Source organism: Enterococcus sp. M190262, assembly GCF_005843965.1.
Taxonomy (GTDB): Bacteria; Bacillota; Bacilli; order Lactobacillales; family Enterococcaceae; genus Enterococcus_D; species Enterococcus_D gallinarum.
Genome location: NZ_CP040461.1, coordinates 1,522,907 through 1,537,174, shown reverse-complemented (window position 1 = coordinate 1,537,174; position 14,268 = coordinate 1,522,907). Strand labels below are relative to the sequence as shown.

The 14,268-nt window shown below is 42.9% G+C and carries 11 protein-coding genes and 1 other annotated feature; of the genes, 1 reads left to right on the top strand and 10 read right to left on the bottom strand.

The features are described from left to right. Positions 1-46: 46 nt before the first annotated feature. The 8 genes from FE005_RS07215 to ezrA form a co-directional block, all read right to left on the bottom strand. Entirely contained in the window at positions 47-721 is a 675-nt protein-coding gene (locus FE005_RS07215; RefSeq protein WP_138371550.1) for an HAD family phosphatase, read from the bottom strand. Beyond that, positions 714-2,027 (bottom strand): folylpolyglutamate synthase/dihydrofolate synthase family protein, encoded by a 1,314-nt coding sequence (locus FE005_RS07210; protein WP_005471605.1) that lies wholly within the window; start codon positions 2,025-2,027, stop codon positions 714-716. Before FE005_RS07210 ends, FE005_RS07215 begins: the two co-directional genes overlap by 8 nt. Positions 2,028-2,282: 255 nt before the next feature. After that, positions 2,283-4,922 carry a valine--tRNA ligase gene (locus tag FE005_RS07205; RefSeq protein ID WP_138371549.1) on the bottom strand — a complete coding sequence of 880 codons (2,640 nt, stop codon included), beginning with the start codon at positions 4,920-4,922 and terminating at the stop codon, positions 2,283-2,285. A gap of 84 nt (positions 4,923-5,006) precedes the next feature. Next, positions 5,007-5,233, bottom strand: a binding site (T-box leader). A 41-nt stretch (positions 5,234-5,274) separates the two neighbouring features. Then, positions 5,275-5,769, bottom strand: coding sequence for a thiol peroxidase (gene tpx, locus FE005_RS07200; protein ID WP_138371548.1), 495 nt, complete (start codon positions 5,767-5,769; stop codon positions 5,275-5,277). A gap of 72 nt (positions 5,770-5,841) precedes the next feature. Continuing rightward, on the bottom strand, positions 5,842-6,489 hold the full coding sequence (locus FE005_RS07195) for a redox-sensing transcriptional repressor Rex (protein ID WP_003127334.1): 648 nt from the start codon (positions 6,487-6,489) through the stop codon (positions 5,842-5,844). 257 nt (positions 6,490-6,746) lie between these two features. Then, positions 6,747-7,946, bottom strand: coding sequence for a tRNA uracil 4-sulfurtransferase ThiI (gene thiI / locus FE005_RS07190; RefSeq protein WP_138371547.1), 1,200 nt, complete (start codon positions 7,944-7,946; stop codon positions 6,747-6,749). A 45-nt stretch (positions 7,947-7,991) separates the two neighbouring features. Further along, positions 7,992-9,137: a cysteine desulfurase family protein gene (locus FE005_RS07185; RefSeq protein ID WP_081132094.1), complete on the bottom strand. Its 1,146-nt coding sequence runs from the start codon at positions 9,135-9,137 to the stop codon at positions 7,992-7,994. A 150-nt stretch (positions 9,138-9,287) separates the two neighbouring features. Next, complete coding sequence (gene ezrA, locus FE005_RS07180; protein ID WP_138371546.1) at positions 9,288-11,009, bottom strand: septation ring formation regulator EzrA; 1,722 nt, start codon at positions 11,007-11,009, stop codon at positions 9,288-9,290. 368 nt (positions 11,010-11,377) lie between these two features. Here ezrA and FE005_RS07175 point away from each other — a divergent pair, with 368 nt between their 5' ends. Then, a complete protein-coding gene (locus FE005_RS07175; protein WP_103300554.1) occupies positions 11,378-12,727 on the top strand; it encodes an aspartate kinase in 1,350 nt (449 codons plus the stop codon). 120 nt (positions 12,728-12,847) lie between these two features. Here FE005_RS07175 and FE005_RS07170 read toward each other — a convergent pair whose 3' ends face one another. Further along, positions 12,848-13,360: an HAD family hydrolase gene (locus FE005_RS07170; protein WP_103300553.1), complete on the bottom strand. Its 513-nt coding sequence runs from the start codon at positions 13,358-13,360 to the stop codon at positions 12,848-12,850. Positions 13,361-13,427: 67 nt separating this feature from the next. Continuing rightward, positions 13,428-14,267 carry a Cof-type HAD-IIB family hydrolase gene (locus FE005_RS07165; RefSeq protein WP_138371545.1) on the bottom strand — a complete coding sequence of 280 codons (840 nt, stop codon included), beginning with the start codon at positions 14,265-14,267 and terminating at the stop codon, positions 13,428-13,430. Between the last annotated feature and the right edge of the window lies 1 nt (position 14,268).

The following is a 14,268-nucleotide window of genomic DNA, read 5'->3' as shown; positions in this document are numbered from 1 at the left end:
TAGTCTAAAATAAAACTACGCAAAAGAGTTCATGGTTGATGCGACACTACCAAGTATAGGCCTGCTCAAAATAATCCGGCACTTCTACCAGTGAAGGCAAGATATGCAGCACTTTTTCTTCGATCACTGACGTCGGAGCAACCAGATCAGGTACCATGATCACCGGAATGCCAGCTGCATGCGCAGCATGAATACCGTTAGCGGAATCTTCAAGAATGACTAATTGATTTTTCGGAACCCCTAAGCGATTATGGGCTTTTTCGAAAATTTCAGGATCCGGTTTCGCCCGCACAACATCATCGAAACAAACGATTTCTGGAAATTCTTGCGTCAGACCTGCGGAATCCAGCAATGTATCGATGACTCGTCGTTGGTTGCTAGAAGCAAGGATCCGCGGAATCCCTTTTTCATCCAAATAGCGCAGCAAGTCATGGACGCCCGGTTTTAGTGCTGCTTGACCTTGCTCAAAGAGCAGCAGAGTTTGATCAAAAGCGGCTTGGATGAAACGATCAACAATCTCTGGACCGAAGGCAGCATCATATCGTTCATGATAAGCCGCCCAGACTTCTTCATCTGAAACACCAACGTATGCTAGATAGACATCTTTTGCATAAGGGATCGCCATCTGATCGGCCACGATCTGTGTTGCCTGATAGTAAAGAAGCTCCGTATCAAAAATCAGTCCGTCCATATCAAAAATCACACCATTTAATTCAGCCATTTCTTCCTCCCATTCCCAACAAAAGTTCCCGAACTTCTGATACAAAATAAAGCGAACCAGTGATCAGAAGCAAGTCTTCATTGGTCATTTTTTCTAATAATTCTGCTAAGCCAAACTGCCATAGTGAAACGATCGAGATGCGCGCTTCATTCAATTGCTGGTAATCATCACTTAAATGGATCGCTTTTGGAAAATCAAATGTGGTCAAATAGATTTCAGCTTTCGGGATCGTTAACAGCTGTTGCAGCATCTCATCGACATTTTTTGTCTCCAATGCCGAAAACAAGATATGAATGCGATAGTTGGTGAATTCTTCTCTAACTGTTTCAACCAAGCGTTCCATGGCGTGCGTGTTATGCGCACCATCTATAATGATCAGCGGTTCATTGCTGATTTTCTCCATTCGCGCGGGCCAATAAGCTTTCTTTAAGCCATTGCGGACTACTTTTTCCGAAAATGGCAGTTTTTTTAACTCACAGAATAAATAATATAATTGAATAGCGACACCGGCGTTTTCTGGTTGGTGTCGACCAATCATCGGCGTTTTCAGTCCTTTGATTTTTCCGCGGTCATTCTCAAAATCAAACCACTCTCCCCAAATTTCATCCGGACGATGATACGTGACTCGATAGTCTTCTCCCAAGTGGGATACAGGAGCCTCAGATTCTGCAGCTTCAAGGTCGATTACGGATAGCGCACTTTCAGGGATCTTCCCAGTCACTAGTGGCACCTTGGGTTTGATGATCCCGGCTTTATGAGCAGCAATGGCCTCAATCGTGTCACCAAGCATATCCATATGGTCCATTCCAATCGTCGTGATGGCCGTCAAGATTGGTGTGATCACATTTGTACTATCCAAACGGCCGCCTAAGCCAACTTCTATGATAGCCACATCGACTTGTTGTTGGGCAAAGTAGCCGAATGCCAGTGCAGTCAAAATCTCAAATTGGGTGATTCCGGTCAATTCTTCTTCCTGATCCAGTTGCATGACGAGTGGTTGAAGTGTTTCGACCCATTCAATCAGCGAGTCATCTGGTATAAAACGCCCATCAATCTCGATCCGTTCATTGAAAGACTCGATATGGGGCGATGTGAACGTTCCAACTTGCAGCCCACTTTCTTCTAGAAGACTTCGTAAATAGCTGACAGTCGAACCCTTGCCGTTCGTTCCGGCAACATGGATCAATGTCAGATTTTTTTCTGGATTGCCTAATCGTTGTAGCAATGCTTCTACTCGCATTAATCCTGGACGCATCCCGAAGGTCTTTCTTCCGTGGATCCATGCAATTGCTTCTTCACTTGTCATGTTCTTCACCTCAAAATCATTTTAGCAAATCTTCCCTTTTTTTCCTAATTCTACTGCTCTTTCTCTCAGAGCGTTCCCAACAAAAATCGATAGGAAAACTACCCGATCTATAGCGGTTAGGAATTCTTTCCTCTATAGATCGGGTAGCTAGAGATCGGGTAGTTAGAGAGTAAATAGTTAGATCGGTAGTTTGCAACAGCTAGTGTTCCATAGGAATGTCGATGATTAGCTTGCTGCCTCGATTCAATAAATAGATTATTGAATCGTACGCAATTGCTCGATCCGTTCTTGAACTGCTTTTTGTTTATCCAAATAATCGGCTTCTTTCGCTCGCTCTTGCGCCACAACTTCTTCAGGGGCATTGGCAACGAAACGTTCGTTTGCTAATTTCCCTTGCACGCGTTTGACCTCTTGATTGAATTTCGCCAATTCTTTTTCTAAACGGCTGATTTCTTCTTCGATATTGATCAAGCCGGCTAATGGCAAATAGATCGTTGCTCCGGATAAGATAGCTGACATCGCCAATTCCGGTGCTTCCAGTGTATTGGAAATCACTAGCTCTTCTGGATTGCAGAATCGTTCGATATAGTTTTTGTTGGTGATCAGGAAGCTCTCGATCTCAACATCGTTGGTTTGGATCAGCAATGTAATTGGCTTAGAAAGCGGCGTGTTGACTTCCGCCCGAATGTTGCGGACAGAACGAATCAACTCTTTTAACACTTCCATTCCATGTGCTGCTTTCTCATCCGACCACTCTGGCTGAACTTCTGGATAAGCAGCTACTACAAGCGAATCGCCTGTATGAGGCAGTTTACTCCAAATTTCTTCTGTGACAAACGGCATGATTGGGTGCAGCAAGCGTAATATTTGATCCAACACATGAACCAAAATGCTCTTATTGACTTGTTTAGCTGCTTCACTTTCACCATATAAGGTTTCTTTGCTCATTTCGATATACCAGTCACAAAAGTCATCCCAAATAAAGTTGTATAACTGGCGACCTGCTTCACCGAATTCAAAACGATCAAACAACTCAGTCACTTTCTCGATCGTTTCATTTAAACGAGTTAAGATCCAACGGTCCGCTACGGATTTCTCGCCAGAAAAATCAATATCTGTCACCGTCATTCCTTCAACATTCATCAAGACAAAACGGGACGCATTCCAAATCTTGTTGATGAAGTTCCAAGCAGCATCCATTTTTTCATAGCTGAAGCGAACATCTTGTCCTGGTGCAGAGCCATTTGATAAGAACCAGCGCAATGCATCGGCGCCATATTTTTCGATGACTTCCATCGGATCGATCCCGTTCCCTAATGACTTACTCATTTTACGTCCCTGTTCATCACGAATCAGTCCATGGATCAGCACATTTTCAAAAGGACGTTTGCCTGTGAATTCCAAGCTTTGGAAAATCATGCGGCTTACCCAGAAAGCAATGATGTCGTAGCCTGTGACTAGCGTGTTGGTTGGGAAATAACGCTGATAATCAGCACTATTTTCATCTGGCCAGCCCATGGTTGAAAATGGCCATAATGCGGAGCTGAACCAAGTATCCAGTACATCAGGATCCTGTGTCCAGTTTTCGGCATCTGCCGGTGCTTCTAAGCCCACATACATTTCACCAGTTTCATTGTGGTACCAAGCAGGAATTTGATGTCCCCACCACAATTGTCGGGAAATAACCCAGTCGTGAATATTTTCCATCCAGCGCAAGAAAGTTTGATTGAAGCGCGGTGGGAAAAACTCGACTGCCTGATCCGTCGATTGGTTGTCGATCGCTTCTTTAGCCAATGGCCCCATTTTGACAAACCATTGCGTAGATAAACGAGGTTCAACAACGACACCGGTTCGTTCTGAATGGCCAACACTGTGAATCATTTTTTCAATCTTTAACAAACGTCCGATATCTTCCAAATCTTTGACGATCGCTTTACGAGCTGCAAAACGATCCATGCCAGCATATTTACCGGCTAAATCATTCATGGTTCCGTCATCGTTCATAACATTGACCCGTGGCAAGTTATGGCGGTTACCGACTTCAAAGTCATTCGGATCATGGGCAGGGGTGATTTTTACTACGCCGGTTCCAAATTCTTGATCCACGTAAGTATCCGCAATGATTGGGATCCCTTTATTAACTAATGGCAAAATAACCTTTTTGCCGATCAATTCTTGGTAGCGTTCATCCTCTGGATGGACAGCGATCGCAGTGTCTCCTAGCATCGTTTCTGGACGAGTGGTGGCAATCTCTACGGTACCAGAACCATCTGCCAGTTCATAAGTCATGTGGTAAAAAGCTCCTTCGATCTCTTTATGGATGACTTCGATATCAGATAAGGCCGTACGTGCTTGCGGATCCCAGTTGATGATATATTCGCCGCGATAGATCAAGTCTTTTTCGTAAAGAGTTACGAAGACTTTACGGACAGCATCTGACAGACCCTCGTCTAATGTGAATCGTTCTCGACTATAGTCAAGAGACAATCCTAGTTTTGCCCATTGCTCACGAATATGGCCTGCATATTCTTCTTTCCATTCCCACACTTGGTCGACAAATTTTTCCCGACCAAGGTCATAGCGGGAGATCCCTTGTTCTCTTAGTTTTTCTTCGACTTTTGCTTGTGTCGCAATTCCAGCGTGATCCATACCTGGTAACCACAATGTATCAAACCCTTGCATCCGTTTTTGGCGAATGATGATATCTTGAAGGGTTGTATCCCACGCATGGCCTAAATGTAGTTTACCAGTAACATTTGGCGGAGGAATAACGATTGAATAAGGCTTGGCTTTTTGATCACCACTTGGTTTGAATAGATCTTTGGCTAACCATTCCTGGTAGCGTCCCGCTTCGACTTCTTGCGGGTTGTACTTTGTTGATAAGTTATCGGACATTGCTTTACCTCCTACTTTTTTTGATCAGTTTCTTCAAGACCGCTCGGCTTTTGGGAATAAAAAAAGTCCTAAAATGCCGAAGCATTTTAGGACGCAAATACGCGGTACCACCTAAATTGTAGATTTCTCTACCTCTTGGGCGTGAGTTAACGGTCACGAAGCGTTTGATTCTACTGAACAAGGTGTTCCTTGCTGTTCCAATCAAAGACTCACAAGCTACCTTCTCAGATTCCTGCTGAAAACCTTGCACCAATTGGTCTTCTCTCTGTAAAAACAGTCCGTCTGATACTCCTCTTGATCCTCGTCTTCTTTCAATTGATCTTGTTCATTCTACAATGAACTTTTTTGAAAGTCAAACAGCGATTGATCTGGCAGCGGCCAAAGCCGATTGATAGTCCGGTTCTTGAGAGATTTCAGGCACGATCTCTTCGTAGCGGATCACCCCTTTTTCATCTAAGACAAAAATCGCGCGGGCAAAATGTCCAAACTCTGGGATCATAATTTGATAGGTTTCTCCAAACGTATTTTCTGGATCATGCAGCATCAGCATATCGATCCCTTCTTGTCCACACCAATTTGCTTGTTCTTCTTTCGTATTGTTCGAGATTGTCACAAAATTAACCTCATCAATCTTACTTGCTTCTTCATTGAAGCGCTTCGTCTGCAATGCACAGACCCGCGTGTCAATGTCGGGAACAATGCTTAAGATCGTCGGTTTATCTAAGAAATCAGCCAAGCGATAAACTTTGTCATCTAAACTTTTCAGTTCAAATTCTTTGGCTTGATCCCCTACTTTTGGCTGAATGCCTGGTACTTCAAAAATGGTTCCTTTACGTGTTACTTGCATGTCATCTCTCCTATTACAGTTTTCTCCAGTATAGGAGAGAACCCGCGAAAGCCAAAAGATTTTGCTCAAAACCTACGATTTCTGAGAATAGGTATTGTCAAAAAAGATCAACGTCTGTAATTCTGTCGTCAGATCGATGTATTGGATATGAACATTTTTAGGTACATTGACGCGATCAGGGGCAAAATTTAAAATCGCTGTAATGCCAGATTCTACGATCGTATCGATTGCCGCCTGAGAATATTGACTAGGTACTGTCGAGATAGCTACAGTGATTCCTTTCTCCTGAACGATCTCAGCTAGCTGATCCATTCCATAAACATAGTGACCGTCGATGGTCTTACCGATCAATTGCGGATCATTATCAAATACAGCAACGATCGAAAGATTCTCATTGCGGCGAAAGTTGTTGTTTGCAAGAGCTTTACCTAGATTGCCAAAGCCCACTAATGCAATGTTCTTTGCTTCGTTCGTTTCTAATATATGGCTAAAAACTTCAATCAAGTAAGGAACTTCATAACCATACCCGCTTCGTCCTAATTCCCCTAAGTGGGAAAAGTCCCGACGAATCGTTGCGGAAGGAACTTGTGTGATCTCAGCAAACTCTTTTGATTTGATTCGATGGACACCTGATGCATCCAAAAATTTTAAATGCCTTAAATAAGCAGGCAGACGTTTCGCTGTTGCTTTAGGAAGTTTTTTTTCTCTTAATGCTTCCATGGTTTCCGTCCTCCTTGTTAAATAGTTCACATATCGAGTTTAGCATGCTCGTCATTGAATAGCAAGCAATTTTCACAAACTTTTAATGCTTCCTAGATTCCAGTCAAACGACTGTGAGAAATCTCTCACAGGTCCAGCATAAACGAAAAAAGACGGCTACTTGGGCACACCCTTTGTAACCATCTTTTTTCTTTAATTGCCAACAGTCAACAGCTGGTTTTTATCCCCTGATATCAAAATTTTTTCTGATGTGAAGATCAAAGAAAATCAGCGAATTCTGCTTTTTCGGAAGCTTGGATCTCTTCGATTTTCAACCCAGCTAATGCCCGCTCCATCATGCCTGTTATATCTAAGCGCTCTTCATATAAATGCACTTTCTCCAACTTCGGTCTTGTCTTAGGCTGTGGCGGAGCAAAAATCGTGCAGCAGTCTTCAAATGGCTGGATCGCCAGTTCAAACGTATCGATCTCTTGAGCTACATCAATGATTTCTAATTTATCCATCGTTGCCACCGGACGAATGATTGGCGTATTCGTTACTTCATTGATCGCCACCATACTTTGCAATGTTTGTGAAGCCACTTGGCCTAGTGATTCTCCGTTCAAAATAATCAATCCATGACGAGCTTCACGGATCGCATCTGTGAGTCGCAGCATCATCCGGCGAGTGATCGTCATCCAATAGCCTTGAGGCACATGCTTCTTGATTTCTTCTTGAACTTCAGTGAATGGGACTTCAATAAACTGAATACCGCCAACATAAGGGGTTAGTTTCTTTGTCAGATCTTTGGCTTTTTGTAGTGCCTGTTCGCTAGTATAAGGCGGGCTAGCAAAATGGACCGCTTCGATCTCTACCCCGCGTTTCATCGCAAAATAACCGGCAACGGGGGAATCGATCCCGCCTGAAAGCATCAGCATCCCTTTCCCACTCGTTCCAACCGGTAACCCACCAGCTCCTTGGATCGTCTCGTAAGAAAGGTAGGCTCCATCCATACGGATCTCTATCCGTAGATTGATATCTGGCTTTTTCATTTGAACTTTGATTTCTGGAAAGCGATCAATTACAGCATTTCCTAACGTCAAATTCAACTGATTACTGTCTTGGATGAATTGATGGTCACTGCGTTTGGCAGTGATTTTGAAGGTCTCAGTCCCTGTATAGATTTCACTCATCACTGTTTGTACGGCTTCTTTTAACACTTCGACGTCTTTTTCTACCCGAATGCTGGGAGAAAAATTTTGAATCCCAAACACTTTTTGCAATTTCAATATAATTGCCTGACTGTCTTCCCCATTCAGAAGCAAATGCATCCGATCACGTTCTGCATGAACTTTGACTTTAGGATAGTCGGCAAGTGTTCGCTTCACATTCTCCGCCAACTGCATAATGAAACTGCGGCGGTTTTTTCCTTTGGTTGATAATTCGCCGTAGCGAACCATGATCTCTGTATAATTCACGAGTAAAACTCCTTTGTTTGTCGTTGGTATGTTCGCAACATGCTCTTATTGGCTTAATTTTGAGAACTTTTGATAAAGCTGATTAAATACAATCAAAAATTGTTCTACTTCGGCCATCGTATTACTTTCATCCAAGCTGACCCGAACTGCTGAAGTAGCTAAGCGACTAGGGACATGCATCGCATGCAATGTGCTGCTAGCCATTTTCTTGCGGGAAGAGCAGGCACTGGTCGTTGAGAGATAAATCTGTTTTTCTTCAAAGGCATGGACAAGCACTTCTCCTCTGATCCCTTCCAATGAGAAACAAAGAATATGCGGCGCAAAATGTTCGGCTCCAGAAAACACCGTCACTTTCTCATACTCAGATAATGCTTCTGAAAGGTAACTTTTCAATAAGCCCACATGGTTAGGCCGGGCAGCTTTTTGTTCAAGTGCTAGTCGCAACGCTTTAGCCATTGCAACAATTGCCGGTAAATTCTCAGTCCCGCTGCGCTGATTTTGTTCTTGCCCGCCACCGGTCATCAACGGTGCTAGCTTACGGCCTTTTTTCCAATAAATAAAACCGACGCCCCTAGGTCCATGAAACTTGTGGGCAGAAAATGTGGCAAAGTCTACCCGTTGTGGCAACCATTGCTGCTGATCAACCTTCGCAATTGCTTGAACAGCATCCACATGGAAGTGGATGCGAGGATGAGCTTCTAGAATTTCAGCGATTTGATTGATTGGCTGGATCGAACCAATTTCGTTGTTGACTGCCATCACAGAAACAAGAATTGTTTCCTTTCGGATCAGTTGCTGCAAAGCAGCGACATCTACAAATCCAGTAGAAGTAACGGGTGCGATGCTCACGTCAAACCCTAGTTCTTTCAACTGTTCTGCGGTCTCACTGACCGCTGGATGTTCGATGCCAGAAATAATCAAGTGATTGCCATAAGCTTTTTTGGCGATCGCGGTGCCTTTTAAGACCCAATTGTCTCCTTCCGTCCCCCCACTGGTAAACCAAATCTCTGAAGCAGAAACTTGCAGCAGCTCAGCAATTTGCGCCCGAGACTGTTCCAAAAGACGGCTGGCTTGACTGCCAAGATCGTGAAGACTTGAAGGGTTGCCGATAATACGCTGACTAACTTTTACATATGTATCTAATGCTTGCGGATAAATTGCGGTTGTGGCGCTGTTATCAAAATAAATCAATGCTAGGACCCTTTCTTTGAAAAATTCTTTCCCATTATAACTGCTCTTTCCTGCTCTTTCAAGAAGTTCCTCTTCTTGGATCGATTTGTCGGTAGAGAATCCGCCAATTCACTAAAAAAGCCAGACAGTTTTTCACTGCTGGCTTTTGCTTTATACTAAATCACGATTCTTGAAATAGAAGTTCTCGATCCGCTTGAAAGCACCTGGTTCGACGCGTTCCAAAGCTGTCCCGATCTCATCTAATGCATCTTGATAACGATACTCTTTCGTAAACAGATACAAACTCTTATCAATCGCTGCTTTGATGTCGGCATGTGAATGACGGTAACGGTTTGCATATTGCATCATTTGTTCTGTCAATGCAGCTGCATCCACTAAATCTTTCGTTTGTTCATCAAGCATGTCTAAATCTTCTTCACAAACTGAAACCAATTTATTGATTTCTTGCATGTTGATCCGAATTTTATTCAATTCTTTGCCTAATTCTTCCACTCGGTCAGTTGCGACAAAGAAGAATTCTAAGTATTCCCCTGGTAAGCCTGGCAAACGCTGTTTCTCAACAAAACGTTTGAGGTTACGTAAACGAAATTCGAAGTTCTCTACTTTCTCTTGTGCGACCTTTTCACCACGGCGTAGATCACTTAGCGCTTCATCGATTTCAACTTGTTGCGCTTCGACATCATCTAAAATTTTGTAAGCATCTTTATAAAAACTTTGTACTTCTGAATAAGGGATCTCATGGTTTTCCAACTGCGGCAAGTATTCATTGTTGCGGCGAGCCAATTCATCGACTTCTGTTTGGAAGCCACGAACCCGACCTAATTCATTATGATTCAATGTATAGCTTTGAGCGGTATGATCCAACTCAATCAATAATTGACGATTGTTTTTCGTCGCATGATCGATGTAGTCAACAATCACTTGACGATTTTTAAGAACATATTTCTTCGCATTGATTTCACGTTCCATTACCGTATACAACGCATCGATGTCACTAGCTGTATCCCGATTAGCTACCTCCACAGAAGCAACTTCTGTTTTGGCTAAATCATTCATAGAATTTTCAACCCGTTTTTTCACGCGGTTGATATCTTCTTGGAAGTTAGCTTCAGGAAAGACGTATTTTTGATCCAATAATTTTTTGTATCCATCTTGGATTTCTTTTAATTGATCAGGGAACGTACGATTCAGCTCTTCATAAGCAGTTGGGATTCGTTTCATCAAATCTTCGACTTCATAGGTGTGTTGCTCTGCTTGTTCTAAAACTTCCCGAGCTTCGACCGGATCACCGGAAGTATTCAGCGTAACAAATTGAGTGAATTCAATCTCGATATTTTTGATTTGCTTTTGCAGTTCGTTATAAGCTGGACCAAATTCCTCTCCATGCTCCCGCAAGTTTTTCTTCAAATCTTCATAAACATCCAATGCTTTTTGGACTTCTAGGGAATTGCGTTCTTCACTTTCACGAAGTTCTTTCAAGCCGGCACGAATCTCTTCGACTTGACGTTCCATATCATCCATGGTTGCTTCCGCTTGTTCGATCGCTGTTTTAGCTTTGAAAAAGCGAATCCGTTCATTCAACTCTTCGACTTCAAAGATTTGGCTTTCCAGTTCCGCAAATGAGGAGGTGGAAATATCTGTCCATTGCTGGTTCCATTCTCGGAATGTGTTTTGGCTTTGACCCACCAAATGCATTTTTTTCACTTCATCGACTTCTTCAATGACCGGCAGATCAAACAGGTTTTCTTTACGTTTCTCTAAGACATCCAGTTTCTCCTGATTTTTCTTTCGCATAAAGTAACCGATCGCATATAAGATCGCCGCGATGACGACAATGGCAATAACGATTCCAAAGATGATATTAGTTCCCATTTTATGGTTCCTCCAATTTTCAAATCTACACTTTTCGTATGAAATCCGCGTTTTCACAGATCCGTTTTTGGGTATGTAAGGTATCTCAAATAAAAGGACCCACTTGTCCCTTTTCAAAAAAAGCATCTACGCTAGATTATAGCATAAAGAAAAAAATCAAGCATTAAATTGCGGCAAAAAAGATTGACTTTTTTGCGACTTCCTCCAATTTTTCATTCTTTTTTTAACAAGCTCTCTCCAAATTTCCTTGGAAAAGCCGAAATCAAAAAAGCTTTTTCCTGTTTTTTGGTGCCTTTTTTAAGAAATGCCTTGATTTCTCACTTTTGACACTGTACTCTAGAAAAAAGCTTGAACAGGAGTAATGCAAGATGAAAGTAGCAAAATTTGGTGGTAGTTCGCTCGCTTCAGCCGAGCAAGTGCAAAAAGTAGTTGATATTATCCAAGCAGATCCACAACGCCGTTTTGTTGTTGTTTCTGCCCCCGGTAAACGCCATGCAGACGATACCAAAGTGACTGATCTTTTATTAGCCACTTGTGAAGGACTAGCTGCATCAAAAGATGTCCGTCCCTTATTAACAGAAATTTATGCGCGTTATGCTGCCATCGCTGCCCCTTTTCAAGTGGCGCCTGAATTATTGGCAGAGATCCAAAGTGCTTTACAGCAGTTTCTGACATTGTCGCCTAATGATGACCCACATTTTCATGACAAGATCTTAGCTAGTGGAGAAGACAATAACGCTCGTTTGATTGCCGGAATTTTACAAGCATCCGGTCTAGCAGCACGTTACTTAAACCCAGAGGAGCTAGGGATCTTAGTCACTGATGAACCCCAAAACGCCCGGATCTTGCCAGCATCTTACACAAAAATCAATGCCTGGGCAGAAACAGAAGAAATTTTAGTGATCCCAGGATTTTTTGGGTATACGGAGGATGGAGAAATCTGTACTTTCTCTCGAGGCGGATCAGATATTTCTGGTGCATTGGTAGCTGCTGGTGTCAACGCGGCGCTTTATGAGAACTTTACAGACGTCGATGGTATTTTTTCGGCTCATCCAGGTTATGTCCATCACCCAGAACCCATCAAAGAACTGACTTATCGAGAAATGCGGGAACTTTCGTATGCCGGATTCACGGTGCTGCACGATGAAGCGTTGATGCCTTCTTATCGGGCAAAGATTCCCGTCGTTATCAAAAATACGAATAATCCCACACATCCAGGAACCATGATCACCAACCAACGGAACAACTTGACACAACCAGTTGTCGGTGTTGCTAGTGATGAAGGCTTCTGTATGATCTACATCCGTAAATACTTGATGAACCGAGAAGTTGGTTTTACTTTACGCGTCCTTGAGATTTTCAAAGAATTTGATTTAAACTATGAGCATATGCCGTCCGGAATCGATGATATCTCGATCATTATGAGAGCCAATCAATTAAATCCGGTGTTGGAAGAAGAATTGCTGCGCAAGATCGCTTATGAGATCGATCCAGATGAATTACGAATGACCCACGACTTATCCATGGTCGTAGTTGTTGGAGAAGGGATGCGCCAACGAGTGGGGATCACTGCAGACAGCACAGCTGCATTGGCCCGCAAGAACATCAACTTGGAAATGATCAACCAAGGTTCTTCCGAGGTCAGTATTATGTTTGGTATCCATAAAGAACAAGAGAAAGCCGCTGTTCGAACTTTGTATTATACCTTTTTTGATTGATAGTCAGTGGCCTTTCCCAACAAAGCCGACCCTCAAATACACTTAGAACAAAAAAAGATGACCCTTGCGAATGATTTTGCAAAGGTCATCTTATTTTTATGGTTGTTCACTCGTTTCAAGTCAACTCTTCATTTTTGCTGCGATCTGACGTTCAATTTCAGCTTTGATGCGGGGCTCTGGAGCAAAACGTTCTTCCCAATCTGCAGGTTTCATGACTTTATGAGTCACAGGATGGTAATGGGGCATGCCATCTGGAAAAAGTTTCCCCATATTGGCTTCATGAACGATTTTCAAAATTGGTGCCGGATCGACACCCAATAGTGAAAAAGAGCCATAGGTGAAATACAAAAGATCGCATAAGGCATCGACTTGCTCGACTAACGTATCCGTCACTGGTTTTTGTTTGCTAGTGATCTTTTCTTTTGCTTGCTCGATTCCCTGATGCAGATCCGCCACTGACTGTGCGAACTGCTCGGGATCATTGTTGGCCGCTGCATACAAAAACTCAACTAATTCTTCTACTTTGAACCCTGCACGGAAACTGGCCTTTTCTGGTGTGAATGGCCGTGGTTGCTCCGGACGTGTCGGGTCAAAGGTTTGATGAAATTCTTCTGTCATTTCAAAAGGACTCATCTTCTTTCCTCCTCCGTTGATCTCACTCAATCAATTCGTGTATTCCATTTATTCCTCTAGTTAGGTGTTATTCGATGATGCCATAGTGCCTCAGAGCCTGAGCGATACCATCTTCATTATTAGATGCTGTTACATATTTGGCCGCTGTCTTTGCCGCTTGCTGCGCATTCCCCATAGCCACCCCAATACCAACACCTTTCAACATCTCGATATCATTTTCGTGATCCCCAAAAGCCATGGCTTCCTCGATCGCGATTCCTTCATAAGCCAAAAACTCATGGATTCCCTTCATTTTCGAGCCTTTCTTGGGGACGATATCCACTGAATAGGCATTGGAGCGTTTGAAATCACAGGAAGGCAGTTTTTGCTTTAGCTTTTCTTTCTCTGATTCGGGACTCAGCATAATGCACTGATAAATTGGTTCCCGCAAAATATCCAGAGACTGATACCGTTTGGCATTTCGATTTGGACTGAATCGCTGCAGCAATTTTTTTAGCACCCCAACGGGAAACTTCTTTGGGACGAATCGCAAATAACGTTGCATCACTGGTGATTGACTCAAACGAATCGTCAAGCTGCCAGCCACTTTGGTTTCTCCGCCAAACATTACCTGCCGATAATTTTCATCTGCATATGCAACAATTTCTTCAAGGATGTTCTTCGAAAAAGGTTTGGCATAAATCAAATTTTGTTTGGTGTAGACAAACTGCCCATTATAGGTGATGAACATATCCAAATCTAAATAATCGATGACTTTCTCTAATTCTACAGGTCCGCGGCCTGTCGCCACGCCACATAAGACACCTTGCTTTCTGGCTTCTTTGATCGCTGCTCGGGTGCTTGCCATCGCTTTCCCGTTATCTGCGATCAATGTACCATCGATGTCAAAAAAAATTGCTTTAATCATA

What these genes read in the sequence shown, in the direction of transcription:
- FE005_RS07215 (WP_138371550.1), bottom strand. Translation starts at nt 721, where the DNA reads ATGGCTGAATTAAATGGTGTGATTTTTGATATGGACGGACTGATTTTT.
- FE005_RS07210 (WP_005471605.1), bottom strand. Translation starts at nt 2,027, where the DNA reads ATGACAAGTGAAGAAGCAATTGCATGGATCCACGGAAGAAAGACCTTC.
- FE005_RS07205 (WP_138371549.1), bottom strand. Translation starts at nt 4,922, where the DNA reads ATGTCCGATAACTTATCAACAAAGTACAACCCGCAAGAAGTCGAAGCG.
- tpx (WP_138371548.1), bottom strand. Translation starts at nt 5,769, where the DNA reads ATGCAAGTAACACGTAAAGGAACCATTTTTGAAGTACCAGGCATTCAG.
- FE005_RS07195 (WP_003127334.1), bottom strand. Translation starts at nt 6,489, where the DNA reads ATGGAAGCATTAAGAGAAAAAAAACTTCCTAAAGCAACAGCGAAACGT.
- ezrA (WP_138371546.1), bottom strand. Translation starts at nt 11,009, where the DNA reads ATGGGAACTAATATCATCTTTGGAATCGTTATTGCCATTGTCGTCATC.
- FE005_RS07175 (WP_103300554.1), top strand. Translation starts at nt 11,378, where the DNA reads ATGAAAGTAGCAAAATTTGGTGGTAGTTCGCTCGCTTCAGCCGAGCAA.
- FE005_RS07170 (WP_103300553.1), bottom strand. Translation starts at nt 13,360, where the DNA reads ATGAGTCCTTTTGAAATGACAGAAGAATTTCATCAAACCTTTGACCCG.
- FE005_RS07165 (WP_138371545.1), bottom strand. Translation starts at nt 14,267, where the DNA reads ATGATTAAAGCAATTTTTTTTGACATCGATGGTACATTGATCGCAGAT.